Annotated in this window: 24 protein-coding genes, 4 tRNA genes and 2 pseudogenes; 12 read left to right on the plus strand and 18 right to left on the minus strand. The window is 63.7% G+C overall.

Annotation, left to right across the window (positions count from 1 at the left end; genetic code table 11):
• Positions 1 to 227 (minus strand): hypothetical protein (locus QOC76_RS00650; RefSeq protein WP_526353108.1); only part of this gene is annotated, 227 nt, incomplete at its 3' end.
• A gap of 367 nt (positions 228 to 594) precedes the next feature.
• Between QOC76_RS00650 and QOC76_RS00655 the strand changes: the two genes are divergently transcribed.
• Positions 595 to 1,629, plus strand: a complete 1,035-nt coding sequence (locus tag QOC76_RS00655; RefSeq protein ID WP_526353110.1) for a hypothetical protein — start codon at positions 595 to 597, stop codon at positions 1,627 to 1,629.
• A gap of 209 nt (positions 1,630 to 1,838) precedes the next feature.
• Positions 1,839 to 2,027: a hypothetical protein gene (locus tag QOC76_RS00660; protein ID WP_526353112.1), complete on the plus strand. Its 189-nt coding sequence runs from the start codon at positions 1,839 to 1,841 to the stop codon at positions 2,025 to 2,027.
• A 109-nt stretch (positions 2,028 to 2,136) separates the two neighbouring features.
• Here QOC76_RS00660 and QOC76_RS00665 read toward each other — a convergent pair whose 3' ends face one another.
• Positions 2,137 to 2,727 (minus strand): STAS domain-containing protein, encoded by a 591-nt coding sequence (locus QOC76_RS00665; protein ID WP_526353114.1) that lies wholly within the window; start codon positions 2,725 to 2,727, stop codon positions 2,137 to 2,139.
• A 132-nt stretch (positions 2,728 to 2,859) separates the two neighbouring features.
• The gene (locus QOC76_RS00670) at positions 2,860 to 3,864 is read right to left on the minus strand and encodes a helix-turn-helix transcriptional regulator (RefSeq protein WP_526353116.1); all 1,005 of its coding nucleotides are present in this window, start codon (positions 3,862 to 3,864) and stop codon (positions 2,860 to 2,862) included.
• A 411-nt stretch (positions 3,865 to 4,275) separates the two neighbouring features.
• Between QOC76_RS00670 and QOC76_RS00675 the strand changes: the two genes are divergently transcribed.
• Positions 4,276 to 4,965, plus strand: coding sequence for an ANTAR domain-containing protein (locus tag QOC76_RS00675; RefSeq protein WP_526353118.1), 690 nt, complete (start codon positions 4,276 to 4,278; stop codon positions 4,963 to 4,965).
• A 10-nt stretch (positions 4,966 to 4,975) separates the two neighbouring features.
• Entirely contained in the window at positions 4,976 to 7,003 is a 2,028-nt protein-coding gene (locus tag QOC76_RS00680; RefSeq protein ID WP_526353120.1) for an erythromycin esterase family protein, read from the plus strand.
• A gap of 140 nt (positions 7,004 to 7,143) precedes the next feature.
• On the opposite strand, the gene QOC76_RS00685 is transcribed toward QOC76_RS00680, so the two are convergent.
• On the minus strand, positions 7,144 to 7,941 hold the full coding sequence (locus QOC76_RS00685; protein ID WP_526353122.1) for a YoaK family protein: 798 nt from the start codon (positions 7,939 to 7,941) through the stop codon (positions 7,144 to 7,146).
• A gap of 399 nt (positions 7,942 to 8,340) precedes the next feature.
• Between QOC76_RS00685 and QOC76_RS00690 the strand changes: the two genes are divergently transcribed.
• The gene (locus QOC76_RS00690; RefSeq protein ID WP_526353124.1) at positions 8,341 to 9,156 is read left to right on the plus strand and encodes a COG4705 family protein; all 816 of its coding nucleotides are present in this window, start codon (positions 8,341 to 8,343) and stop codon (positions 9,154 to 9,156) included.
• 138 nt (positions 9,157 to 9,294) lie between these two features.
• Here QOC76_RS00690 and QOC76_RS00695 read toward each other — a convergent pair whose 3' ends face one another.
• From QOC76_RS00695 to QOC76_RS00710, 4 genes are all read right to left on the minus strand, one after another.
• The gene (locus tag QOC76_RS00695; protein ID WP_526353126.1) at positions 9,295 to 11,454 is read right to left on the minus strand and encodes an FUSC family protein; all 2,160 of its coding nucleotides are present in this window, start codon (positions 11,452 to 11,454) and stop codon (positions 9,295 to 9,297) included.
• Between the two features lie 501 nt (positions 11,455 to 11,955).
• Complete coding sequence (locus QOC76_RS00700) at positions 11,956 to 12,171, minus strand: hypothetical protein (protein WP_526353128.1); 216 nt, start codon at positions 12,169 to 12,171, stop codon at positions 11,956 to 11,958.
• Between the two features lie 543 nt (positions 12,172 to 12,714).
• Positions 12,715 to 12,954 (minus strand): hypothetical protein, encoded by a 240-nt coding sequence (locus QOC76_RS00705; RefSeq protein WP_526353130.1) that lies wholly within the window; start codon positions 12,952 to 12,954, stop codon positions 12,715 to 12,717.
• A 185-nt stretch (positions 12,955 to 13,139) separates the two neighbouring features.
• Positions 13,140 to 13,418, minus strand: coding sequence for a hypothetical protein (locus QOC76_RS00710; RefSeq protein WP_526353132.1), 279 nt, complete (start codon positions 13,416 to 13,418; stop codon positions 13,140 to 13,142).
• A gap of 369 nt (positions 13,419 to 13,787) precedes the next feature.
• On the opposite strand from QOC76_RS00710, the pseudogene QOC76_RS00715 reads away from it, so the two are divergent.
• Positions 13,788 to 13,931 (plus strand): annotated as a pseudogene (locus tag QOC76_RS00715) (hypothetical protein); the annotation flags it as partial.
• 319 nt (positions 13,932 to 14,250) lie between these two features.
• Here the strand turns inward: QOC76_RS00715 and QOC76_RS00720 are convergent.
• A tRNA-Val gene (locus QOC76_RS00720) sits at positions 14,251 to 14,322 on the minus strand.
• 358 nt (positions 14,323 to 14,680) lie between these two features.
• Here QOC76_RS00720 and QOC76_RS00725 point away from each other — a divergent pair.
• The 6 genes from QOC76_RS00725 to QOC76_RS00750 all read left to right on the plus strand — a co-directional run bounded on the left by QOC76_RS00725 (position 14,681) and on the right by QOC76_RS00750 (position 16,740).
• Positions 14,681 to 14,753 (plus strand) — tRNA-Gly (locus QOC76_RS00725).
• 27 nt (positions 14,754 to 14,780) lie between these two features.
• Positions 14,781 to 14,854: transfer RNA gene (locus QOC76_RS00730), tRNA-Cys, on the plus strand.
• Positions 14,855 to 14,859: 5 nt separating this feature from the next.
• Positions 14,860 to 14,931 (plus strand) — tRNA-Val (locus QOC76_RS00735).
• Positions 14,932 to 15,228: 297 nt separating this feature from the next.
• Positions 15,229 to 15,354 (plus strand): hypothetical protein, encoded by a 126-nt coding sequence (locus tag QOC76_RS00740; RefSeq protein WP_526353134.1) that lies wholly within the window; start codon positions 15,229 to 15,231, stop codon positions 15,352 to 15,354.
• The gene (locus QOC76_RS00745; RefSeq protein ID WP_526353136.1) at positions 15,351 to 15,716 is read left to right on the plus strand and encodes a hypothetical protein; all 366 of its coding nucleotides are present in this window, start codon (positions 15,351 to 15,353) and stop codon (positions 15,714 to 15,716) included. Before QOC76_RS00740 ends, QOC76_RS00745 begins: the two co-directional genes overlap by 4 nt.
• Before the next feature lie 829 nt (positions 15,717 to 16,545).
• A complete protein-coding gene (locus tag QOC76_RS00750) occupies positions 16,546 to 16,740 on the plus strand; it encodes a hypothetical protein (RefSeq protein WP_526353138.1) in 195 nt (64 codons plus the stop codon).
• Between the two features lie 333 nt (positions 16,741 to 17,073).
• On the opposite strand, the gene QOC76_RS00755 is transcribed toward QOC76_RS00750, so the two are convergent.
• The 9 genes and pseudogenes from QOC76_RS00755 to QOC76_RS00795 form a co-directional block, all read right to left on the minus strand.
• Entirely contained in the window at positions 17,074 to 17,415 is a 342-nt protein-coding gene (locus tag QOC76_RS00755) for an HNH endonuclease signature motif containing protein (protein ID WP_526353140.1), read from the minus strand.
• Positions 17,416 to 17,430: 15 nt separating this feature from the next.
• Positions 17,431 to 17,487 (minus strand): annotated as a pseudogene (locus QOC76_RS00760) (hypothetical protein); the annotation flags it as partial.
• Between the two features lie 164 nt (positions 17,488 to 17,651).
• Positions 17,652 to 17,822 (minus strand): hypothetical protein, encoded by a 171-nt coding sequence (locus tag QOC76_RS00765; protein ID WP_526353142.1) that lies wholly within the window; start codon positions 17,820 to 17,822, stop codon positions 17,652 to 17,654.
• Between the two features lie 62 nt (positions 17,823 to 17,884).
• Positions 17,885 to 18,733 (minus strand): phage major capsid protein, encoded by an 849-nt coding sequence (locus QOC76_RS00770; protein WP_526353144.1) that lies wholly within the window; start codon positions 18,731 to 18,733, stop codon positions 17,885 to 17,887.
• 149 nt (positions 18,734 to 18,882) lie between these two features.
• The gene (locus tag QOC76_RS00775) at positions 18,883 to 19,005 is read right to left on the minus strand and encodes a hypothetical protein (RefSeq protein WP_526353146.1); all 123 of its coding nucleotides are present in this window, start codon (positions 19,003 to 19,005) and stop codon (positions 18,883 to 18,885) included.
• Positions 19,002 to 19,286: a hypothetical protein gene (locus QOC76_RS00780; RefSeq protein WP_526353148.1), complete on the minus strand. Its 285-nt coding sequence runs from the start codon at positions 19,284 to 19,286 to the stop codon at positions 19,002 to 19,004. Before QOC76_RS00780 ends, QOC76_RS00775 begins: the two co-directional genes overlap by 4 nt.
• Positions 19,283 to 19,426: a hypothetical protein gene (locus QOC76_RS00785; RefSeq protein ID WP_526353150.1), complete on the minus strand. Its 144-nt coding sequence runs from the start codon at positions 19,424 to 19,426 to the stop codon at positions 19,283 to 19,285. Before QOC76_RS00785 ends, QOC76_RS00780 begins: the two co-directional genes overlap by 4 nt.
• Positions 19,423 to 19,995: a DUF3631 domain-containing protein gene (locus tag QOC76_RS00790; protein ID WP_526353152.1), complete on the minus strand. Its 573-nt coding sequence runs from the start codon at positions 19,993 to 19,995 to the stop codon at positions 19,423 to 19,425. The genes QOC76_RS00785 and QOC76_RS00790 overlap by 4 nt, the downstream gene beginning before the upstream one ends.
• The gene (locus tag QOC76_RS00795) at positions 19,931 to 20,794 is read right to left on the minus strand and encodes a DUF3631 domain-containing protein (RefSeq protein ID WP_526353154.1); all 864 of its coding nucleotides are present in this window, start codon (positions 20,792 to 20,794) and stop codon (positions 19,931 to 19,933) included. The genes QOC76_RS00790 and QOC76_RS00795 overlap by 65 nt, the downstream gene beginning before the upstream one ends.
• Between the last annotated feature and the right edge of the window lie 54 nt (positions 20,795 to 20,848).

The raw sequence follows: 20,848 nt of genomic DNA on the forward strand, positions 1-20,848 counted from the left end.
GCGCAGAAACACGCCTCCACCCGACACGGCGACACCGTGCCCACCGCCTCGGCAGCCACCCGCAAAATCTCCGTCGCGTCGCGGTCATCCCACTCAATCCGCGACAACGCAGCCAAATTCGACGACAACGCTTCCGCCGCCACCACCCCGTCACCCACACCAGCCGAAACGCCGCTCACACCAACCCCCACCCCGAAAACCGACCCCGACAGCAGCCAAACCGCCACACCACGACGAAGTCTCCGGCATGTCCGGACACGGACCGATATGACCTGGCGGCGGGCGCGCGTTACCACGGGCCACCGGATGGGACATCCCACGCCGCCGACTCATTGCACTACTCGAATTCGCCGTCACTACACACCCCGCACTGCCGTTACCGGCGGTACACAACCATCATCCCACTGCGGACATGGAGATAGCACCCGAAACGACATCGCCGATTCGCCGATCCGCAACGCGACTTGTTGATCGCGGAACAGCGGCGTCCACCGCATCAGCCTGTGCAGACATGTGTCTCCATCGTCCGTTTGAGTGGCGACCCAAAGGGTATGTCGGGCCGGTGGTATCGCATGCCACTGTCAGGAGTCGGCATTGAGCGGACCGGGTCGCACATGCACGGTATTGCTCATCGCCGATCCCGGTGTGCCGGAACGACTGGCCCACTACATAGCCGATTCGCTGCCGGACGAACTCGCCGACCGGCCGAGTTCACCGGTGCGGTGGGAAACCTCCGTTCGGATCGAGCCCTATCTACGTGATGAACAAGCGTCCCTTTCCGAGGTCATTGAATCCGTCGAGCCGTCGAAGGAGGACGCCGACGTCGTCATCTATATGACTGACTTGCCCCGTCGAGACAACACCTTGCCAGTTATCGCCGAAGTCAGCGTGGAGCACCGTTTCGGACTCATCTCCGTTGCCGGCGTCGGCGCCGCGTTTGTCGCGCGCCGCGTGCTTGGCCTGGTCGTACTGGTCATGGCTGTGGTGACGAAACAACCTGAACTTCGACCACGAAGTGCCGCCCGGTTACCCTCGGCAGAGGGCAGCGAAGGAGTCCGCTTCTTCGCCCCACGGGGCTTTCGGCGGCTTCGTCTGCTGGCCGGAATGGTGCGTGCGAATCGGCCGTGGCGGTTGGTGGTTGGACTCTCGAAGGTGCTCGTGGTTGCGCTCGGATCCGGAGCGCTGGGGCTCGCAACCGACACAATTTGGCTGTTCGCCGACACGATGGGACCTTGGCGAATGTGCGCGACCACCATCCTGTCCATCGGAGCAATGGTCGCCTGGCTGATCCTTGATCACGAACTCTGGGAGCGTCCAAAGTCCTCCGCCGAACGCGTCCGGTCAACGCTCTACAACACGGCCACCTTGGTCACGTTGACCATCGGCGTCACTGTGCTTCACGTGGCGCTGTTCCTGTCAATGCTGTTTGCGGCCGGCATCACGCTGATGCCAAAAGTGTTCGCTCAAACACTCGGTCATCCGGTATCTGTTGCCGACTATCTGTCGCTTGCGTGGTTGGTTGCCTCCATCGCTACTGTCGGCGGGGCACTGGGATCCGGACTCGAGGACGACGACGGTGTCAAAGCGGCCGCCTACGGCGTCCGGCAACGTCAGCGGTTCGATGAGTAGCGTCAACAAGACCGTCCCGACGCATGTTCGTTAGACGACGGTTTTCGCTTGAACGGATCGCGGTGCGAAGGCACTTCATCTGTCTCCCAAGGACGATTCGGACGCTGCTTAGTCGTGCCTGCGGGCCGACGACTGCGGCCGGATCGTGCGGCAAGGTACCGAAGGGGCGGGATCGCCGCTCCACAACGGTCTTGGGAAGGAATCTCACCATGACGACACAGGCTGGGCTGGAGAAGAAAGAACGGGATTTTCTGGCGCAGTGCGTAGGTGATGCCTACACGATGCTAGATCTGCTCCCGGGAGTGGATCCGAACGGTCCGGCTTTGGTGTGGCTGGCGGATCAATTCCTGATTCTGCGTCGGGGTGACTGCCCGCCTGCGCATGCGATGACACTGTGATTAGCCTCGCTAAAGTGCGCGCGGCCGCCCGAACCGGCGACGCGGCCCCGGTTCGGAGTAGCTGCTGAAGCTGCGAGGGCGGGAGCCGCCTCCTGAGTCGAACCGCTAGCTACCAGATTTGGTCAGAACCACCCGGACACGGTGCGCGGTCACGGGGGTGTTGCAGCGCTTCGGTGATCGACGAGAAGGTTTGGAACGTCTTCGTCAACTCAACAAGCTTCGGGCAAGTTCGGACTGCGCCCTTCGGCGGGACCACCAAGCAGAATCGGATATCGTCTTCGTCCGCTAGCTCGGCAACTGAATGCAACGCGTCGATGCCATCCGAATCTATCTCGACGGTGTTGGACAGGTTTATCACGAGCAACTCGGGCGTGCCCGTTAGCTGGCCGGCCAGAGTCCTCCGGAGACTGTCGGCAGCATCGCCGCGCAAGTCTCCGCAAACGTGTACGACGGTGGTGTTAGCCGACGACCGCTCCCATTCGATACGGATGTTCCAGGGCTTCTGCGGATCATCGCCGTTTGTCACGTGTCCTTCAGCAAACCGATTCACTTCAGCAGTGAATCGGTTTGCCAAGCCCTGCGATATCCGCGGAGCGGCCAAAACCCATCCATTTTGCGACGGCTCCCGACCATCGGCGCCACTGCAACCGCGGCCAATCCGATCCCGCATGACCAAAACGATCAGCAGGTCGAGTCGCAACCTTCGTGGGTACCTCCGATGAGCAGCTGTAGTCCTCGGCTACGAGCCTGGATACCGGCACTCCGGACCGGCGGGTCGCACGCAAGTTGGATGCATCGAAGCGGACCGGGTGTTTCGGAATTCATCCCTCTGTCACTGAGGCGCTTCCGCGCTCCCGGTGAGCTCGTTTTTAAGCGTTTCCGATGGGCTTTCGCCGAATACTTGGCGATATTGCTCGGCGAAACGACTCAAATGCAGGAATCCCCAGTGACTTGCGACGGCGGTGACCGTGAGCTCGTTCGGGCCATGGGCTGCTAGTTCGGCGTGCGCCTTGTGCAGCCTTAGCCGACGCAGATACGTCATCGGCGGTGGCTGACCGGACCGCTGAAAAGCCTTCTGTAACGCCCTGGCGCTCACCCCGGTGGCGCGGGCGAGGTGGGCGGTGGCCCAGGGTGTTTCGGGATGTGCGTGCATCAAATCGATCGCACGTCTGACCACCGCTGTGCCTGCGCAAGCTTCCTCCTCGGCGAGCGCCTCGGCATAGTTGTGCGGCTGTATGAGCAGCAGGCCCTGGAGCAACAGGTGCTGCAGATTGTCGATGGCCAGTCGATGAGCCAGGATCCCGTCGTCTTGCCCAGCCTCGCGCGCCAGCAGGCGGACCAACCCAAACCAGTCGCTGGCTGCTCGGGCACTTAAGCTCAAGCTGCGGGCAAAGGTGATTCGTTTCCGCACCGGCCGGTTCAACATCGTTTCCAGCTGGCGCTGCATCTGTTCTTCGGTGATCTTGATGCAGATCTCGCGGCAATCGCCAGACCAATTGAGATCGACCGGCATACCCGGCGTGAACACCGCGGCCGAACCGGCCGTGGTCTTTTCCAACCGGCCGTCTCGCCACGAATTCAATGCGGTGCCCGACAATGGTGCCTCGACGTAGTAGGCAGGTACGTCATCTCCGCGGATGCAGACATCCGTGCCGAAATGAAGGTAGCCCGCTGTCAACATCGGAAATTCTTCAGCCTTTAAGTCCATATCCAGCGAATTGGATCCGGCGGGCCGGAGTTTCACCGGCAGATACACGCGCGACAGGACCTCGGTCGCCTCATCGACATCGGTCGTCTGAATACGCGGCGACGCGTCAAAGATGTCCTCTATGGGCATGGCAACCGCTGACTATAGTCGCTTCAAAATCCCTCGGAGTGTAATCACGACCGGTCGTGGGTAGAGGGTGGCCACGCACTGCCGCCCGGGAAATGCCGGCTGAGCATCACAGCGCCAATCCCCCGGGTCGCTAGCGGCAGAACGATCGGCCACCGAGACGAATACGACGGGATCGAACGACTACCAGCCGGCTGCCGCACGGCGTGAGGGCAATGTGCGTAAGTCGGATTGTGGCGCGCTGAACGAGTGACTGCGGCGTCGAGGACGGTCGTGCTGTCAGGACGAATGAGGTTTGCGATTTCTGACCCTCGGGGTGCTCGCGACAACGGCTTCAGATTGCCAGACTCTTGGTCGGGGAGTCAGGGGTGAGGGGTCGGCATGCAGCAATCAGTCGAGGTAGCGGATCAACTGGTGCACGGCGAAACCGGCATTCATGTCGCGATCGCACACTTAATCCAAAACGTGCGCGCGGGAGTCGACGTGTATCCGGGCGCGATATGGGCGCTAACGACTGCAGCTGCACTGAAGCTGCCAGCGGTGGACTACGCCAGCATCATGCTCGTCGGACAGGGAACCGTCGTTCGTACTCTCGCCTCGACCGACGGCTACCCCCGGTACCTCAACAAGCTGCAGCAGCGCTACTGGGAGGGTCCCGGTTTGGACGCGGCGTGCGAACACCAGGCGCGTCGTGTCGACGACCTCGACGGTGAGAAGCGGTGGCCGAACTTCAGTGACGAGGCCGCAGCCATCACACCCATCCGCTCAATTTTGTCCGTGCCGCTGTTCAGCCGCCATCGCTCCAAGACGGCGCTGAACCTGTATGCAGTTCAGCCTTATGCGTTCGGGGCCGAAGGTGAATTGATTGGTCTGGCGTTCGCCAGCGACGCTGAAGCCGTCCTAGAGGTTTGTCGCCGCGAGAAGCGATACCGCAAGGCCGTCAGCAACCGCGAGCTAATCGGACAGGCTAAAGGAATCCTGATGGAGCGTCTCGCCATTGACCCCGTCACGGCGTTCTCGGTGCTGGCTCAGCTATCCAAGGACTGTCGGCAACCAGTGTCGGCCGTCGCAAGAGGACTGGTGAGTAAGGGGTCGGAAGGTTGATTCGGAAACGATGACTCAAACAACGACGCCTCCACGGCGCCGGGTGTTCCGCGATCGCCGCGAGGCCGGCCGCGTGCTCGCCCGGCTGTTGCACGCATACCGCGGCAGGTCCGACGTCGTGGTGCTGGGGTTGCCTCGGGGCGGCATCCCGGTCGCTTGGGAGGTGGCCGCGGCGCTCGGCGTCCCGCTGGACGCTTTCGTCGTCCGCAAGCTGGGAGCCCCCGGACGTGAGGAACTCGCGGTGGGAGCGATGGCGCTCGGCGGTCGCGTCGTGGTCAACGACGACGTGCTGCGGGGCTTGAGCATCACGCCGGACCAACTACGCGTAGTCGCCGAGCGCGAGGGGCGGGAGTTGGTTCGACGCGAGGCGTCCTACCGCGGTGGCCGGCCACCGGCGGACGTGACCGGCAAGACGGTGATTCTTGTCGACGACGGACTGGCCACCGGAGCGAGCATGCTGGCCGCGGTGCAGGCGCTTCGTGAAAGGGAGCCCGCGCAGATCGTTATCGCGGTACCGGCGGCTCCGGAGTCCACGTGGCGGGAGTTCGCTGGACTCGTCGACGACGTCGTATGCGCGTCGATGCCCCACCCGTTCCTCGCGGTCGGCGAATCCTACTGGGAATTCAGCCAAGTCAGCGACGAGGAGGTGCGCGAGCTGCTCGAGACCCCGACGACTCCCGCCCCGCCGACGGCAGTTGTAGAAAGCCCGGCCGATCAGGTTCGCCGCATCGCCGTTGACGCACCCGACGGCATTCCGCCGCTTCAGGTGCTGGATGAGCTCATAGGCGACGCCCGGGTGGTACTTATCGGCGAGAGTTCGCACGGCACGCACGAGTTCTACAAGGCCCGCGCCGAGATCACGAAATGGTTGATCGACCGCAAGGGGTTCCTCGGAGTCGCGGCGGAAGCGGATTGGCCCGACGCGTACAGGGTGAATCGCTTCGTACGCGGCATCGGTCAGGACGAGACGGCCGAGGAGGCGTTGCGGGGATTTGAGCGTTTTCCGACCTGGATGTGGCGCAACACCGTCGTTCGCGACTTCGCCGATTGGTTGCGTGACCGCAATAGCCGGGTGGTGGCGCGGCGGCAGGCGGGTTTTTACGGTCTGGACCTCTATAGCATGCATCGGTCGATGCAAGCTGTGATCACCTACCTGCAGAAGGTGGACCCTGAGGCGGCGGCCCGTGCCCGTCAACGCTATTCGTGCTTCGACCATGCGTCCGCAGCCGACGACGGACAGGCGTACGGATTCGCTGCGGCGTTCGGTGCGGGCCAGTCGTGCGAGCAGCAGGCCGTCGAGCAATTGATGGAGTTCCAGCAGAACTCGGTGGATTACGCGCGCCGCAACGGGCTGCTCGCCGAGGACGAAGCGTTCTACGCCGAGCGTAACGCGCACCTCGTTCGCGACGCCGAGGGCTACTACCGCGCGATGTTCAGCGGTCGAGTCAACTCCTGGAACCTGCGCGACCAGCACATGGCCGACACCCTGGACGCCTTGCTCGAGCACCTGGATCACGAGGATGCTAGGCAATCCCGAATCGTGGTGTGGGCGCACAACTCTCACGTCGGCGACGCCCGTGCCACCGAGGTCTACGCGGACGGCCAAACCACGTTGGGCGCATTGGCGCGCGATCTCTACCCCGGCAAGACGCGCCTGATGGGTTTCAGCACCTACACCGGAACCGTGACAGCGGCCAGCGAATGGGGCGGGATCGCAGAGCGCAAGATCGTCCGACCCGGCCTGCCCAACAGCGTCGAGGAACTGTTCCACGAAACCGACAAGGACGTGTTCTACGTGAAGATGCGCGACGACGGCCGACCAACCGTCGAGCCACTGGATGATATCTGGCTTGGGCGTGCGATCGGGGTGATCTATCTACCCGCGACAGAACGGCAGAGCCACTACTTCCACGTGCGGCCGGCCGACCAATTTGACGCGATGATCCACATCGACAACACGCGCGCCCTCGAGCCCCTCGAGTTGACCAGTGAGTGGACCGCCGGCGAGCTGCACGAGACGTATCCGACGGGCCTCTAGCGCGCGCAAGCTACGGCGCGTTGCAGCTGTCACCGGCTCCGACCGGTCTGGCGTTTCTGTTGCTGTGCCGATCATTTCGACGCCGCGACCAGCTCCCGGGCGCAGGTGTGAGGCACCCGGCGGGACAGTTCAATTTTGGTTCACGCGATTCGCCGCGCACTATGCATGGACCGTCCCATCAGGAGCACCAGGATGGTGAGCACGAGCGGCAGCACGGGGGCGTAGCTGCGCGCGTGCAGGAATAACAATCCGCCCGCGACGGCGCCTACGATCAACCCCAGGAGCACGCCGGCTAGGCGGGGCATCTCGGCCCGTGACCGGGATCCTGTGAAGGTGCCCACAAATGCGACGAGGGTAAAGGTCCCCGCTGTCGTGAATATCCCCTGCACGCCGAGCGATCGAACCGCCGCGGTCTGGATACCCATTGCGAGCGACAACAGGGCGATGAACACGTAGGCAATTTGGGCCGAGGGGTGGTCGGTCGTTGCCAACCACCCGATAAGGAAGAAGGCCTCGGCGACCGCCACGAGACCTAACAAGACCGTCATTGCGGGCGGCCACAATCCGGGTTCTTGGGTACGCCGCGATGTAAACCGCAGGCCGAGGTAGGCGCCCAGGGCGTACATGGACAGCGCGACAAGCACGGGTATTACATCGGGGCCCTCAGTCTCCGCTATCCCGAATCCCAGGAACACAATGTTTCCGGTCATGAACGCGGAGAAGATCTTTCCCAGGCCGAAATAACTGATGGCGTCGACCGCTCCGGAAGCGACCGTCAGCGCTACGAGGAGCACGTCGCGCACGGATTGGCGGTCCGGACTGCTGGCTCCGGAGGTGGTTGACGCGAGCAGGTCTGATTCGTCTTGACGAATTCTTTTAATGTCTAACCGGACCGGCGATGTAGGCGTCACCTCCCCGCCGCGGGCTTTGCTGGCCATGACAACAGTTTGCCGTCTCGGCGTCGAAACGTCGTCACGGCTGTCCCGCATCTGCAGGCCCCGCCAGCCGGAGCGTCACATACCTGCCAGCGTGGGTGGCAACGCTTGCTAATCGGAACCGGCTCTGTACTCCTTTCGAAGAGCCAATTCCTGCAACGCAGCTCTTGAACAGTCGCGAACTGGTGCGAACCAGTCGGATTTCACGGTGGCAGGCAGATGAGGTTCTGGCTCACGGGGGGCCGGAAGTCGTGTCACCGGTGATGGCATCGGTTTGGTGCAACGGAATTCTGAAAGTACCTGCCGTGGCCGAACGGTGGTGTGGACCCCTGCCTGGTTGGACCGCCCGAGGCGCTCCAGCGCCAAACCTGAATCGCCCCATCCGGCGAGCGAGAGGAAAGCATGACGGTCGATAACGAAGTTCGCAGACGACACGAGCCTGTCGCGGCGAAGGTGCCCGAGATAACGGCGACGTTCTGGGTCATCAAGCTGCTGACGACCGCGATGGGTGAAGCAGCATCCGACTACCTGCTCAGCACGATGGGCTTCGTCGGCCTCGGCCTTGGCGCAGCAGGTTTCGCATTCACCCTGTGGGTTCAGTTTCGGACACGACGGTACAACGCCTTCACCTACTGGGCGGCAGTGATGATGATCGCCGTGTTCGGCACCATGGCCGCCGACACCCTCCACCACCAGCTCGGCGTCTCCTTCGGGACGTCCACCCTGGTCTGCGCCCTCGCGGTCGCGGCCACCTTGTGGGCGTGGTATCGCGTTGAGCACACACTGTCTATACACAGCATCACCACACGACGCCGCGAGGTGTTCTATTGGCTGACAGTGTCGTTTACGTTTGCCCTCGGAACCGCCGCCGGCGACCTCACGGCCAGCCAACTGCACTTCGGATTCGTCGGATCGATTGTGCTGTTCGCCGTCGTCATGGCCGTTCCGGCGTTGGGCTGGTGGCGCTTTCGCCTCAACAGCGTCGTCACATTCTGGTGGGCATACCTCATCACCCGGCCGCTTGGTGCCTCTGTCGCGGATTGGCTGAGTAAGCCGATCAAGTCCGGAGGCCTCGCCTACGGCGACGGACCTGTCGCCGCCGTTCTGCTAGCCGTGGCCCTCGTCTTGATCACCTTCGCGGCCATCAGGCGCCCCACCACGGTGGGTGCTTGGCCGGCGAAATCGCCGACTGAATCGGCTCCTACATTCGAACAATGACGCCGACGATCACCGCGCAGTGGGCGGCCCAGGTGCCGGAATTGCGGGCGCGGACTGGCTTCGCCGACGCGTTTCTGCCGGGCGCCAGCGCCCGGGTTCCGGCCGAGCTCCACAACTGGTTGGCGGTGGGCGCCAGACTCATTGAAGTGCGCGTGCGGCAGCGACCGTGGTCGGCGCCGGGTAGATCAGCTCGAGCTCGCCAAGGTTGGCCGCGATTGTCACGAGAGGCAGCGCCGAGTTGACCGCCGCCTCGTCGCCGGTGGACTCCGCGCGCAGCGCGAGCACGAATTCGTCAGTGATCGGACCTCTGGTCTGAGCGGTGATACCGGCAAGTCGGGCCCCGACGGCGTCGGCGTGGGCTTCCAGAACAGCGCGTGCACGCGGATACGTCGACTGCGGCGGCGGGACTTTGATATCAGCGATGATGTCTGCCGTGCTACGCAATCGGACCGTGCGATTGGCCGCCCGTACCACCGGGGAGCGCATGTCGGCTTCGATGCCGGTCTCGGAAAGATAGTGGCGCACAGCGTCGTCGACGGTTCGGCCGACCACCAAGGCGTCGTGGCTCAGAGCAGCGACGTTGTCATCGGTGTCCTCCGAAGCGCCGCGCGTGGCGCGTAACACAGCGGCTCGCAGATAGCGCGAACCGATATCGAGCGCGGCGTCGATGACGGCGTATACCGACGTGGTAGCCCCCCTGGGCCAGAGCAGCAGCGACGCCACCACGGCCACCGCCGCGCCCGCCGTGATGTCTTCGATTCGCAGCACACCCAGCCGCCAACCTGTCGGAGCGATCAGGTTGAGGATGATCAGCACGGTCATCGTGAACGCGGCCTGACCGGCGGCGAACGAGGCCACCCGCGGAACGTAGGCCGCCCCGAAAACCGCTATCGGAAGCAGCGTCCAAAGAACTTCGGGCTTGACACCGACAACTGCGATCAGGGCGGCGCCCAGTGTGACCCCGATAGCGGTACCGGTCACGGCCCGAACAACTTTCGTCCCGGTAGTCAACGCGCTGCTGCCCATCACCACCATCGCGCCGAGCACGACCCAGAATCCGTGCTGCACCGGAAACAAGTGAGTAGCTGCCACAGCCAACGCGAGTCCCACCCCGGTGCGGACCGCATTGCGTGCCGCCACCGACCGGGTCGCGACAAATCCAATGGGGATCGTCCGAACGGCAACGGTTTCCGGGAGCAACCGGTCAGCCGCCCCGGTGGGCGCTAGGCGCAGGCCGAGCGCTCGCGCCCATACCGGGCGCGCGTCGGCCGCCGCGGCGGCGGCGATGACGCGTCCGATCAGGCCAATGGTGGTCGCGATGGTCCGACGGAACAGCAGCGCACGGCCGACAGCGACTGCCGAGGCGTCGGCATACTCGTTGAGTACGGCGCCAATGTCTTCGCGGTATCGCCCGCGCGCCACCACGCGGAGCTCCGTCAGCGCGACGTCCAGTCCGGCATGGTCCACCGCGCGCTCGGAGACGCGGGAAGCATCGAGCACGCGCGCACAACAATGCAACACGGTGACGGCGGGCTCCGTCATTTCTGCAAGGGCAGCGCCGGTGTTCTCGTCGACTCGGTCGGCGACCCACTCCAGATCGTCGACCACCCGCACGAGGGCCCGGCTGCCGGCCGTCAAGCCGACCGGGCGGAAGTCGGCGTCGAAGAAGTTGGCCCGCAGCGCATCCATCGCCCGCGACATATCCGCCGCCGACCCGACGCACTGGAGGCGGTCGGCCAGCGCACCGCACACCTGCGCCGCGTGCCGGCGCAGCTCGCTGTGGTGGCGGGGCGGAAGAAAGAACAGCGCGGCCGGCACGCAGACGACCAGGGCGATTGCCCATCCCAACAGCCGTTCGCCGATGGGTCCGATCGGCGTGCAGACCGGCAGCACGAAGGCCAACAGCGTCACCCGCTGTCCGGCGGCGATCGTCGCGCTCAGAACACCGGCCAGCGTCACCGCCACACCGAGAATTAACATGAGCGTTATCGCCAACCACGGCATAGGAGCCACGAGTGTGCCGAGCGTTATCAGAACGGCCCCATTGAGTCCCACGCCGCAGTGGGCCAGCGCACGGCCCTGCCGGTTCCCCGGAAAGTCGACCAACACCAACAACCAGAACGCGCCGATGATCGTGAACAACGGTGCCTGCGAGCCGCCCACGACGAAAAAACTCACCGCGGCCGCCAGCGGAACGACGACTGCCGCGCGGACAGCACGGCGCAGCGCATCGCCCTCGGGATCGCGCGTTCGCAGTCGCGCGACCGCTCCGCGAATCAAATCGGCCGGCGTCAGCATGACCGGTTGGTAGAAGGTGATGGCAATGGGCTCCAGTCTCCGGAAGCATCCGGCGTGGACGGTCGTTTCGATGCAGTCACCGAGGTCCTTGTCGACGTGCGGTAGTACTTCTGAAGGCCCGTTGCCGAAGCGCGTCGGTCACGCCGTTGAGCAGTTGGCACGAGAGGTCGTCGACAAACAGGTCACGAGCTTGGCCGTCCATCACCAGCGGACCAACGCGCGGGCATGCAGAATTTGACGATCTCCATTCTGGCCGTTCGGCGAACCCCGTCGTCACTGCTCACCCCCAAATCAATTCTCCCGCCAGCCGTATTGTGCTCACGTTCATCTGGGGCTGGGCATCGAAAACGGCGTAATTGGACGACACAGCCGAATCGTCGGCGCACTGCGTAACCCCTCGCCGCACTCGCGGATCGGGCTGCTGGTCGGCAGCACCGACAGCCAGCCGAGAAGCGCAAATTCAGGCTGGCGGGAGTACAGGTCGACGCGACAGTCGCCGCGTCAAAGCAGGAACGCTTCTCCGCCGTAGGGGTAGTAGCTGACGGGCGGAGGGGCGTCGTTGATCTGCGCATTGCCCGGTGACTGGCAGATGGTTCCCGATCCGTCCGCGGAGCACGACTGCCCGGTATCGGCCGCGGCAATTGGCGCGGCGAGAATCGCTACCGCCGCAGCCGCCGTTCCGACTAGCGGTGTGATGTAAGTCAGTTTGATGCGCATGGTGTCCTCACTCGACGACTGGTCATTCTCTGGCTAAATTCCACGATGGCCTTTGGTCGAGCGCTTGTCGGCCCTGCTGACCCCCATTGACGTACCCACTGACTGGAACTTCTTCCTATCGGCTAGCAGCCGGCACCCAAGTGCGTTGACCGCCTTGCCCCACAGCGGTTCACATGAACTCTGGTCCTGATCCGCGTTGCCGTCACGTCGAGCAGCGTCATCGAAGGGTACTTAAAGGGTTGTGGTGAGGTGTCGGCGGTTGACGATGAATCCAGCGATGGCCGCTTGCGGCGTTTGCGGATCGTCCCGGCACTCTGCGGTCGGCGTCGCCATTGTTCTGGCGCTATGCGCCTATCTGGTCCGTGTCCGACGCCAACGGATACTTGGCCGCCGCCCACGTCCACGACGAATGACGCCTCGCCGCGGGGTCCATATGGTCGGAATCTCGTGACCCCGGCAGCGAGAGCTGCTTGCGCACGACCAGAATGAATCCTTCGGACGACAATGGGTTTCTGTCGGCGCATAGGGCTGTCTGAGAGACGCTTAGGTGCCGCCACCTGCGTACGGGAAGTAATCGACCTGCGGAGGCGCGTCGTTGACCTGCACATTGCCGGGCGCCTGGCATTCGCTTTGCGTACCGCCCAAGTTGGTGCAGGACTGTTGAACCTGAGTGGGATCACTCGGAGCCGTCGGTGCGGCGGCGGCCAGAGGCGCAGCGGCGATGGCTACCGCGACAGCTCCAGTCGCCAAAAGCGGTGCGACGTAGCGTAATCCGAGTTGCATGGCTGCTCTCCTTCGATGGCTAGGTGATGTGTATGAATTCCAGAATCGCGACCCGGCAACGGCCTGTCGTCGCAGCTGGCACCACTCAATGCTTCCCGCCAGCGGGAATGCTCTGAGCGGTCATCGCCGAGGGCACCGGCGTGCCAGCAATTGCCAGACCGGCGCCCCCGCAGGGTCATTGACCGTTATCGGTGGCCGCCGCCCTCGTGGAATCCGCCGCCGTAGCCGCCGAGCAGAAAAGCGTCGCCGCCGTAGGGGTAGAAGCTGACGGGCGGAGGCGAGTCGTTGATCTCGTCGTTGCCCGGCGATTGACAAACCGTTCCCGAAGCGCTTGGGCTGCAGGACTGCTGAGCCGCACCCGGCCCAGCAGGGGGCCGCGGCGGCGGCAATCGGTGCGACAGTGATCGCAATGCCCGTAGTTGCCGCACCCACAACGGTGTCATATAACTCAGTTTCAATCGCATGGTTCACTCCTGGGATGATTGGTTGCGTCCGTCCCTGTTTGAAGGTCGTCCTCCGCCGAATCAATGTCGTAGGTGCTGACATCCATCTGCGCCGCCCGCCAACCCGAATATGCGTCTACCCGCCAGCAGGCACCCGCGGCGGTGCGCCGCTTCGGCCCTACGCACCGGACAGCACCAAAAAACAATGGCGGACGCGATATTGGTGATACCACTTCCGCCATCATCATTGATCCCTATCTGCTCAGCCCCACGAGTGCCAGCCCAGCCGTAGTGATTGCCGCGGAATCCGCCGTCGTCGCCGTGAAAGCTGCCGCCGTGGAAGGCGGCGGGTACGACCTGGCCTCTCGTCGCCGCTGTGGACGGGGCGGCCAACAGAGCCACTACTTCAACGTGCGGCCGGCCGACCAATTTGACGCGATGATTGACATCGACAACACGTGCGCCCTCGAGCCGCTCGAGCTGACCAGTGAGTGGACCGCCGGCGAGCTACACGAGACGTATCCGATGGGCCTCAAGCGCTGGAGCTGCGGCGCCTGCAGTTGTCACCGGCTACGACCGGTCTGGCGTTTATGCTGCGGTGCCGATCATTTCGACGCCTCGACCAGCTCCCTGGCGCAGAGCGCCGCGGCCTACCCTCTCGGCCACGAACCAACACATACGCCCGAGCGTTGGCCGGCGACGTCGAGCGCCAACAGCGGCACCCATAGCCTGCGGCGGCCAACTCGGTAGACCGCGGCATCGGCGGAATAGTGGGACAGACATGTGCCGACGAGCGACTCAATTGCTGCCGACTCAGTGGCGAGGAAGCAATCTGATGTGCGTGGATTCTCAGTGGTCCCGACTGGGATCGAACCAGTGACCTTCCGCGTGTGAGGCGGACGCTCTCCCCCTGAGCTACGAGACCGGGGACGACGTCGAAGGTTAGCACGGAGCGGCGCAGGCGAGAGAACTCAGCCACCTCGAGGTTTTCGTCCAGCAGACACACCAAGATCACGTAACGTGCGGCATGAAACGCGTCGATTTCGCTGATGGTGCTGCTCGCAGGTCTCGTAGTGGCCGCGAGCGCACCGGGAGACCTTGCCGTCGCCCGGTGCGCTCGAGCCAGGTCCGATCCGGAAGTCCGGTAGGCCTCTTGGTAGATGATCTGTCGGGGACCTGCGTCGCGGCGCCCTGCTCAGCCGGTCGTTGAAGGGATTTGTGTGGCTACGCTGCAGTGGACTATCGTCGTCCTTCGCGACGGGCGACGAACTCGTTCGTGGCGCGCGGATGTAGCGCAGTTGGTAGCGCATCACCTTGCCAAGGTGAGGGTCGCGGGTTCGAATCCCGTCATCCGCTCGAAGGTGCAGTCGCATCAACCCCAGCGGTGGAGTGGCCGAGTGGTGAGGCAACGGCCTGCAAAGCCGTGCACACGGGTTCGATTCCCGTCTCCACCTCCAAGTAGGCGCGATTAGCTCAGCGGGAGAGCGCTTCCCTGACACGGAAGAGGTCACTGGTTCAATCCCAGTATCGCGCACAAGTTAGTTTGCAGTTCAGGCCCGGTTTTACCGGGCCTTCGCTGTATCCGCGCAATAAACGCGCAATAGCGGTCGGTGAGGGGGCACTTCACCGAGAGGGATGCGAAATGACGCAGACGTTCGACCCAACCGACTACTCGCAGCCACCGGCTGGCGCCGTATCTGTCGACTAGTGGAAAGGTGACGGCCCCGACCGGGGCCGCTACTTCGAGCACGCCACCATCGACATCGGTGACGCCACACTCACCATCCACGGCATCCAGTACGCCCGCGGCACAACCGGCCGCAGCATCCGGATGCGGCTCGACGACGCCATCCAGTCCTACGGAGACGATTTGACGACGCGGGACGCGCGCCGGTTGGCGGCGATGCTTCAGAACCTCGCCGACACATGCGAAATCCTGGACGGAGTCGAGCGATGACCGATCTGCACATTGAGCGCCGCGAGCTGCCCGCCATCCCGGACATGGACCACGGGCCGGTCGACCGTATCGACACCTACGCCGTGGTCACTTCAGGGCACATTCGCGGTGAAGTGGAACGGTTCTGCTACTGGCACCCGAAGGATGAGAATCCGCTCGACGTGGTATTTGAAGTACGGATCTGGGGACTGCCGGAGCACTTCGGAACCGCCGACGTGGCGGTGTCGCATCCGTCCTCGTTGCATGCAGTGGCCGCTGTGTGCGCGCAGCTTGCTGCTCTGTTGGAGGAGGCGCAGACGCGGCCTGATTTGGTGCGTGGATTCTTCCTTGGAGGGAACCGAACGGACATATCGACCGTCTGACCCCTATCGTCTCCCCAATCGGCCCGCCACCAATCACGGTGGCGGGCCGACTCATTTGTCGGTGCGAGCCGATGATCGCCTTAGCCAGGGCGACCGCTCCGCTCGAAGGACGTGTTTGGTCAGGGCTCCCCCATTGTTGGGTGGCTTAAGGCCAATGCCTATGCGGGGCTTGGAAGCCCTACGGGGTCACCGCTCACTGTTGGCTACGGGACTTTCGTTTGGGGGGTCGCCGTGAAGGCGGCGTTATGGCCCGGATACGAGCCCGCCCCGGCAATGTCGGTCACGCCCCAAGTGCCTACTTCGTCAATGTCGGTCATGCTCGTATCGCTGCCGTCAAGCGCGGCTGTGCAGGCACCCTCCGAGGGGTTGACAACCTGTCCCCACTCTGGCCAAAGAGTCGAGGTACTCCCCGGACTGGGAATCCCGTCCAAGATGCACCCTTCGTCGGCAGACGCCACACCCGCAAACGCCCCAAAACCGGCCAAGCTCAACGCCAGGCCGCCTGCTACCAGCATGTTCTTCGTCCTTGTAGCAAACACTTGCGTGTCCCTCCTAGCTGGGAATTAACCCCCGTCCAGCACACAGCGGGTGGTGAACGGTGAGCAGTTACGTCATAACACAAAGCACCCGTGCGCTGGCGAAAATTGACATACTCGTCAAGGTCTATTCTGTCCCCCGGCCTCAGCTGTACCGGCCGGGCCGTTCGCCTCCCACAGGTGGCGGGCGGAGTCACTTCGATGGCACATCGGTCTCAATGGCACATCGGTCGGTCTCTATACGGCGGTGTCAAACCGGCGTACGTTCCACGTATGAGCGCAGGTCAGGCATCATGACGGCCGTTCTGATTCTGGTTGTCGCACTGGCGATCTTGGCGGTGGTGGTCGCGGTGATGGTGCGGATTGACCGTGCGAACCGTCGCCTGCTCGATCGTCGACGCGAAGCCTGGAAAGCTGAGGGCGGCGTAGGACCCGCCCCTGGCGAGTACATGGGCAGCGGCAGCGGCGATGCCGGCATCCAGTTCTGAAGGCCCAGGACTGGGCGCCAGTCATCGGTCCTGTAGGCGCGCGCCTACACGCGCCGTTCCCCCCGCCTGTGCGCACGATACGACTTCATCCGGCACGCATCCGAACACCACCGCCGCTCCCGCCCCGACTCGCTCTCACGCACCCTTATCCCGCACCAACCGCACGGGATAGTCCGCAGCGACCACGACGCGCGACGCGACCTCACCAGCTCAAACTCCCTGAGCGGGGCCGGAACCCGGCGTGCGGTTGAATAGTCCCAGACCCGTACAGACCCCTTTCTGCCGTACCGATTAGGCTTCCGCTGGCCCCGGTCCGGGGGTGGTGGCACCGGGTCATCGAACGAGTCCTGGATGTGGTTCGGGTGTGCGCTTGCTGGTGGTTCGTCGGCGGTTGCGGGCGGCGTCGGCACGGCCACGGTACTCATTGCACGGCCGGCAAGCAGCTCTGCAGTTTGTCGGGTCGAGGGCCAGTTGCGGTGCCTGCGACACCGGGACGATGTGATCAACGGTGTCGGCGTGGCCGAGGCAGACGCTTGGGTGTTGTATCTGGCATCGGTAGTGGTCGCGGTTGAGGACTTTGATTCGGACGGCGCGCCATGCTCGAGTGCTGGTGAGTTTGGATGATGCGGTGCGGTTGGCGGGATTGTCCCAACCTTGGCGTTCCGACTGTTCCAAATTGAACGGTTGACGACGGTGTTGGTCGCAGTGGGCGGTGGGGCGGATGAGTGTGGTGCATCCGGGGTGTGGGCAGTGCCTTGGTGCTTAGGCATCGGTGGTCCCTTCGGTTGTGGTGCGGCGGCAGGGGCGCAGCTACCCGCTCGGGCTCCGGTATCAGGGGAGCTGTCATGGCGGGTGCTTGCCTGGCCGAAAGGAGATAATCACCGGGTTGAACGCCCTGCCGCCGCTGGTCTCTACTTCTTCTCGCTGGTCGGTTCTGCCTTGGTCTTGGCGGGGGTGTCCACGACCACGGACACCCATCCGTGGCGTTCCCAGTACTCGGCGGTGTCGGCGGGCACGTCGGTGAGTGTGCCGCTGCGTTGCTCCCCGTCATGAAACACGAGGTGCGGTTCGACGACTGTCACTGTGACGGAATCGCCTGTGGCCCTCTTTGATTGAGTGCGCTTGCTGCGTGTCGTCATCGTCATTATGTGGTCACGATCTTGACGACGGCGGCCGGGTTCGGGAAGCCGAAGCCTGCCCGCAGAATTGCCCTTACTGCGACTCTATCGGAAGTGAACAGCACAGATCGGTCGCTCTCGACCTGTGCGTCCTGCCGGATGACGAAGTACCCGAATCGCTTAGGGATGGCCCACACCACGTTGTTCGTCGTCGACACGTACGGACTTGTGATTAGCGGTATGCCGAGTATCTGCCGCTGTCCGGGCATGGTCGGGTCGGCGCCGAGTAACGGCATGTTCGATGCACCTGCCGAATACGCTTTGACCTTCGCCAAAGTCATTGCGGTGGAGGGGCTCGTGACGAATGCGGTGATCTCGCCGTTGTGCAGCGCGCTCTGATAAATGGCGTCGGAGAACGGGTCCACGTTGCTGTAGGCGGTGGCGGGACCACTGACGGAGGTCACACCCGAGACACCCGGTAGCCCGCCGGGGCCGTTCGTTGTGGTCGCGGTGAAGAGTGCCTGATCCACCTTGCGAGTGAGGTCGCGGACGATGCCGTCGCCCACGGCCTGCGCGGCGGCCGGCGTGCTGTCATTCGCCAATTCCGAGGAGATGATGCTGAGAGCTGCCAGCTTGGACGGAGTGATGTCGAGCTCGTCGAGCATGGCGTCCGAGGCAGATATTTCGGCGCCCTCCGCCGTCCATGACGCGGCGGGGTCGGCGGTCACCAGCGGCACCCTGTAGGTGTGCGTCGCGATCGGAATAGTCGTGAGAACCTGCCCCGCAACGCTTAGTTGGCTGAGCGGCTGGACGATGAGTTCGCCGACCTGACTCGGTGTCAAAATCGGCGTGAAAGTGCTTGTGGTTGATGCCATTAAACAAACTCCAATATGTGAGCGCGCCAATAGCGCAACGGATTTACATATTCATCCGCAACTCACCGGGAGTTGTGCGGTCGGGCCGCGGGCCCCACTTCGGTTGACGTCGGTCCGGTCCTACCGTCTGCCCGGCGTCAGCATCCATTCTAGCCCTGGAGAACGTCAGACCAGCCGCTGCCACGCATCGGCGCCGGCGGCGAGAACTGCCCGGCGTCCACGGGTGCGCGCCGGGTGCGCTCGTTGTCCGGGTGGCCCAGTGCTGCGGTCATGATGTTGTTTCTCCTTCGGTGGTTGTTGCTGAGCTGGTGGCGTCGTCGTAACTCTTGATCGCGGCGCGCAACCGACTGATGTCACAGGCGTCCAGCGAGTAGGGGCCGAGCTCGAGGTGCCAGCCGCCGCCCTGGTCGTGCACGAGGCGCAGAGGCATCGCGACCCATGAGTCGTTTTCCTCGATGTACGGTTCGACGGCGCCGAAGCTGTCCATGATGAACCGGCCAAGGCTGTTGTTGGCGTACAGGCGTGGTGCGTCGAGTACGGGAAAGTCGGTCATGCGGGTTTCCTTTCGGTGGTGCTCTCCATGGGTTCGGCCTCGGCGCCGCGGCGCGTGAGGGCGAGGAGTTCGTGGCTGACGTACACGGCTTTCAGGCCGCCCTTGAGGTGGACGATTTCGGGGATCAACGGGTCAGTCATCGGGCGACCTTCCGCGTTGCTGTGCAGTCGTCGCGGTGCTCGCCGTTTGTGGTGTAGTAGGTGCCGCACCCAGGACAGAATCCGTTCCTCAGTTCGCCTTTCGGTACGCTTTCCGCCGGGGGGTCGTCTGAAGGCGTCAGACCCGTCAGAAATGGTGCTCTAGCTGGACTTTCGTTCTGACGGGTCATTTCCGTCTGACGGGTCAGAGTGTCAGACGGTTTTCGGGTGTCAGACGGATTTGGCTGCTCACCATCAGTTTCTGACGGGTCTGACGGGGTCTGACGCAGGTATCGCTCAAAAACGTCCGAAAGCGCCTCGCGGCTGTACCCGCGGACATTGCCCGCAGGGTTACGGCCCGGCTTCACGCCAAAGTCCTTCAACCGGAATGCGAGTTTGCTGGGGTTGTAATCGAAGTCGTCCCACGGGGAATCCTCGATGCGGCGCAGTTCCGCGACGAGATCGCCGGAAGACAGGAACGGGGCGTGGAAGTCGTCGAACACTCGCTTAATGTCGGCGAGCAGCTTCACCGCGATCGACTGTTCCTCGTCGGCGTCGTCTGCTTGATCCACCAGCGCCTTGCAGGCCGCGCGGACAGTTGTCGGCCAGTGCCCGCCAGCTGCCGTCGGCGACAGCGACCAACGGCTCCCAGGTGTCGGCCGCCCGGTCCTCAACGGGCATCTCTGGCTCTGCCTTCGCCAACACCTCGAGTTGTTCTGCTGCCCATGCCGCCAGCCGCTCCCGAATCTTCGCGCGGATCGGGCCGTCGCGGCGGGACCGGAATTGCGACACCTTCTCGTCCGCTGTGCGTCGACGCATCCCAGTGTTGATTGCGCGATCTGTGATGGTGTCGGGCATGGTGCCGATTCCGGCGATTGCAGCCATTGTTAAGGTCGAGAACTCTGTCGGCACTTGGCTTGGGCCGACGCAGCGCAGCGCGGGCCGGCCACGTTGATGCCCGGCGTTGAGGAGGGCCCGCAGGTCTTCATTCTGCTCGGCCGTTTTCTTGCTGCCGAAGATGGTGTCGGCCTCGTCGATGATCAACGTGGGCGGCTGCGTGTCACCGATTGACCGGAAGATCGCCGCCACAGTGGCGTTCACACTCACAAGTGGTCGGTGGCATGTGCCGCTGATGATGTCGAGCAGCCGCGACTTGCCGCACCGCTTCTCAGGGCTGGTGACGACGAGCCGCGGCGCACACTCAAAAGCGGGCAGCGTGTGAGTTGTGGCGATCCACAACGCGACCGCTGATGCGGCGTGGTCGTCGGCGAATACTACGTAGCGAGTGAGGACCGCACGTAGGTCGTCGAGCAACTTGTCGCCGTGGCCGTCCATCTCATCGTCACGCGCAAATACTGGATCGTCGAACATGCCGCCGCTCATGAGGAGGTTGGGTGAGGTTCTTCGAGGCGGCTCCGTTGGCGG

Origin of the sequence: Mycobacterium sp., assembly GCF_032159565.1 — a bacterium.
Lineage (GTDB): Bacteria > Actinomycetota > Actinomycetes > Mycobacteriales > Mycobacteriaceae > Mycobacterium.

Bases quoted from the DNA above. Each gene is read 5' to 3' on its own strand.
- QOC76_RS00710 (WP_526353132.1), bottom strand. From the start codon at position 13,418: ATGCGATTGAAACTGAGTTATATGACACCGTTGTGGGTGCGGCAACTA.
- QOC76_RS00740 (WP_526353134.1), top strand. From the start codon at position 15,229: ATGCGGCTCGACGACGCCATCCAGTCCTACGGAGACGATTTGACGACG.
- QOC76_RS00685 (WP_526353122.1), bottom strand. From the start codon at position 7,941: ATGGCCAGCAAAGCCCGCGGCGGGGAGGTGACGCCTACATCGCCGGTC.
- QOC76_RS00700 (WP_526353128.1), bottom strand. From the start codon at position 12,171: ATGCGCATCAAACTGACTTACATCACACCGCTAGTCGGAACGGCGGCT.
- QOC76_RS00795 (WP_526353154.1), bottom strand. From the start codon at position 20,794: ATGTTCGACGATCCAGTATTTGCGCGTGACGATGAGATGGACGGCCAC.
- QOC76_RS00785 (WP_526353150.1), bottom strand. From the start codon at position 19,426: ATGACTGACCCGTTGATCCCCGAAATCGTCCACCTCAAGGGCGGCCTG.
- QOC76_RS00775 (WP_526353146.1), bottom strand. From the start codon at position 19,005: ATGACCGCAGCACTGGGCCACCCGGACAACGAGCGCACCCGGCGCGCA.
- QOC76_RS00695 (WP_526353126.1), bottom strand. From the start codon at position 11,454: ATGCTGACGCCGGCCGATTTGATTCGCGGAGCGGTCGCGCGACTGCGA.
- QOC76_RS00680 (WP_526353120.1), top strand. From the start codon at position 4,976: ATGACTCAAACAACGACGCCTCCACGGCGCCGGGTGTTCCGCGATCGC.
- QOC76_RS00750 (WP_526353138.1), top strand. From the start codon at position 16,546: ATGACGGCCGTTCTGATTCTGGTTGTCGCACTGGCGATCTTGGCGGTG.
- QOC76_RS00745 (WP_526353136.1), top strand. From the start codon at position 15,351: ATGACCGATCTGCACATTGAGCGCCGCGAGCTGCCCGCCATCCCGGAC.
- QOC76_RS00660 (WP_526353112.1), top strand. From the start codon at position 1,839: ATGACGACACAGGCTGGGCTGGAGAAGAAAGAACGGGATTTTCTGGCG.
- QOC76_RS00770 (WP_526353144.1), bottom strand. From the start codon at position 18,733: ATGGCATCAACCACAAGCACTTTCACGCCGATTTTGACACCGAGTCAG.
- QOC76_RS00780 (WP_526353148.1), bottom strand. From the start codon at position 19,286: ATGACCGACTTTCCCGTACTCGACGCACCACGCCTGTACGCCAACAAC.
- QOC76_RS00690 (WP_526353124.1), top strand. From the start codon at position 8,341: ATGACGGTCGATAACGAAGTTCGCAGACGACACGAGCCTGTCGCGGCG.
- QOC76_RS00705 (WP_526353130.1), bottom strand. From the start codon at position 12,954: ATGCAACTCGGATTACGCTACGTCGCACCGCTTTTGGCGACTGGAGCT.
- QOC76_RS00670 (WP_526353116.1), bottom strand. From the start codon at position 3,864: ATGCCCATAGAGGACATCTTTGACGCGTCGCCGCGTATTCAGACGACC.